This is a genomic window from bacterium, from assembly GCA_024226335.1.
In the GTDB taxonomy this organism is placed as follows: Bacteria; Myxococcota_A; UBA9160; order SZUA-336; family SZUA-336; genus JAAELY01.
Genome location: JAAELY010000254.1, coordinates 1 through 2,609 on the forward strand (window position 1 = coordinate 1; position 2,609 = coordinate 2,609).

A 2,609-nucleotide genomic window follows, 5' to 3' on the forward strand; every position below is an offset into this window, starting at 1 on the left:
CCACGGTCATCGGTTGTCGCTCTGCCTGGGGTCGTACGTGGACGTCGAGCCGGCCGCTTGAGACCTCTACCCAGCGCTTCTTGTCGTCGCGGCGAAGGCTAAGCGACGCGGCGCCCTCGCATTCGATCCGGGTCTGATCCGTGAACTCGATCACCGCCAGGCGGCCATCGGGCACGTCGAGCTTGTCTTCCCAGCGCAAACCGAGATCGACCGTTCCCGCAATCTCCCGATCGCCGCGACGCACGACCACGCCCTCGTCGGTCTCGAGCAACTGGGCAGCGGGTGTCCGACGGGAAAGCAGGGCGAAGGTGACCGCCAGCAGCAGGCATGCCGCCACCGCCGCCCCGACAACGTACCGTTTGGGTGGCCGCCGGCCCGATGCCGCGGGCAAAGCGCCCGGCCGAGACCCGCGCGGCAGGCGTCGCATGACATCTTCCACCATGTGCTCGCCGTCGGCCGCGTCGCGCAGGCGAGCCATCACGCGCTCGGCAAGACCCTCTTGATCTGGCCGTCCCCATCGTTCGAGGGCCTGCGCCGTGCCGACGTCCCGAAGCATCTCTTCACAGAGGTCCGGCTGCCGGGAAATCGCTTCCAGCAGTTCCTTGGCCTCTTCCTCGTCGATGGCCTGATCGAGGTATCTCCCGACGAGCGTTTCGAAACGATCGCGGTTCATGGCGACGACTCCCCGGCCATCGCCGATTGAATGCACTGCCGCAACGTCTTGCGAATCCGGCATAGCGTGGTGGTCACCCAGGTGACCGAACGGTCCTTCCGCCGCGCAATCTCACGGCTGCTCTTATCCCTTTCGTAGCGCCACGCCAGCAACTCACGGGAGTGCGCCGGCAGTTTCTCCAGGCAACTCTCCAACGCCCGATGCTCGTCGTTCGGCTCGGGCTCCTGTTCGAGCAGCAGCGCGGCCTTCTCCAACAGCCGCGGTCGCAGTTCCACGGCATAGCGCTCGTGCATGGCCTTCTCGCGTTTCGCCCGCTTCAGCTCCGTGAGGATCCGATACCGGCAGAGCGTCCGCAGCCAGACCCCGAAGTCCTCGTCGAGCCGGAAGTGATCGAGTTGTTCGTACGCTTGGACGAACGTGTCGAGGACCAACTCGTCGACCAGTGACTTAGGAACGGCGATTTAATTAAACCAGAATCTTGGCTGGACTGGGCTGCGGGACGACTCGGTAGTTCCACTTGGGTAGGATGTCGTCGAACACGATCGGCATGTTCTTCTTAAAGGCTTCGCTTGCCTTTCGGCCTGTTTCGTAGATTTTCTCAATGACGCGTACGGTCGCCGAGAGCCCCGTTTTCGTGCTCGTCTTTTCCATGAGTGATCGAACGGTCGCCAGTGTGTCGAATAATATGCCTTGACATGCGCGGGTCACATGGCTGAACAAACGGCGTTCGATCGGATTGTACTTTGAACAATACGCTGGATAGTGAGCCACTCGCACTGACACACCCAACTCGTTGACCATCTGCTGCAGATCCTGCTTGAAAATGTGGGTCCGGCTGCCGTTGCTTCCGCCGCCGTCACACAGCAACAGCAACTCGCGAGCGTCGGGATACAGTCGTGCCCCGTCCTGTTCCCAGTACAACCGCAAACTGTCACAGGCAAACTCGCTGGTGTCACGACTCAGGCCCAGATGCAAATAGCCTTCATTGCGGGCGATGTCAAAGAATCCGTGCGGAATGATGACGCCACTGGCCCAGGAAGGAAAGTCGTGATCGAAGGCCTTGATCGCTTCGGTCGTGTAGACTCGCCCATTCCGGTACAGGTTGCCCAAAAACTCCTTTTTCTTCGTGTCCATGCTGATCACTGGCTGTCCGGAGGCTAGAAATTCCTCTTTCAATTCGGCGATGCGAAGGAACTGCTGGTCGCGATCGGGCGACTCTTTCCCCGGGAGAACTTTGGAGATCTTTCGAAGTCGATAATCGAGCACACCAAGAACTCGGCGAACGATTGGCGGTGTGATCGCGATATTAAATTCAACGTCCATCTGGTTGGCGATTTCACGCGGTGAGAGGTCTGTCCAGGTGACATCCTCACGCATCGGATCGCCCGCAGTTCGCTCCTTGATGATGGCCTGAACGTTTCGGACGACTTCGGGCTGTTTCTCTTCAACCTTCTTCCGTCCCGCTCCCGGTCGCCGGATGCGTTCCCCGACCGGATCATCAGGCAGTTGGTCGAGTTCCCGCATTCCATGATCAATCGACTCACGACTACACTCAAAGAGTTCGGCGATAGCTGCGACTCCACCGTAGCCCAACTTGACCACTTCAGCCGCCGCATAGCGTCTGCGATCCTTCTCCGACAGACTGCAGTAAACATCTCGCATTTTCTGCTGAACGTCCGCGTGATAGACTTCATCGAGTTCGACAGTCATCCTTGACTCCTCAATCCGTTGATTCCAGTGAAGTGGTAATTCAATAGATTGGGGAGTCTTTTTCAAATCTTGTCAATTCCGGTTTTATTTCGTGCCCGTTCCTAAGCTTCACGATTCCACGGTCACAACCGTCGCGGCGGCACGGCGTAGTTGGGTCTTCTGGTCCAAGTCGGTCCGCAAACTCGCGGTCTAGGCGACGGAGAGAATCTTCGGGTGATGGTGGGTC

General features: G+C 59.1%; 3 protein-coding genes. All 3 read right to left on the reverse strand.

The features are described from left to right. Positions 1 to 673, reverse strand: a 673-nt coding sequence (locus GY725_12985) for a hypothetical protein (protein ID MCP4005102.1), incomplete at its 3' end; no start/stop codon positions are given. Next, positions 670 to 1,104: a sigma-70 family RNA polymerase sigma factor gene (locus GY725_12990; protein ID MCP4005103.1), complete on the reverse strand. Its 435-nt coding sequence runs from the start codon at positions 1,102 to 1,104 to the stop codon at positions 670 to 672. The genes GY725_12990 and GY725_12985, both read right to left, overlap by 4 nt. A gap of 34 nt (positions 1,105 to 1,138) precedes the next feature. Further along, the gene (locus GY725_12995; protein ID MCP4005104.1) at positions 1,139 to 2,335 is read right to left on the reverse strand and encodes an ISAzo13 family transposase; all 1,197 of its coding nucleotides are present in this window, start codon (positions 2,333 to 2,335) and stop codon (positions 1,139 to 1,141) included. Positions 2,336 to 2,609: the final 274 nt, after the last annotated feature.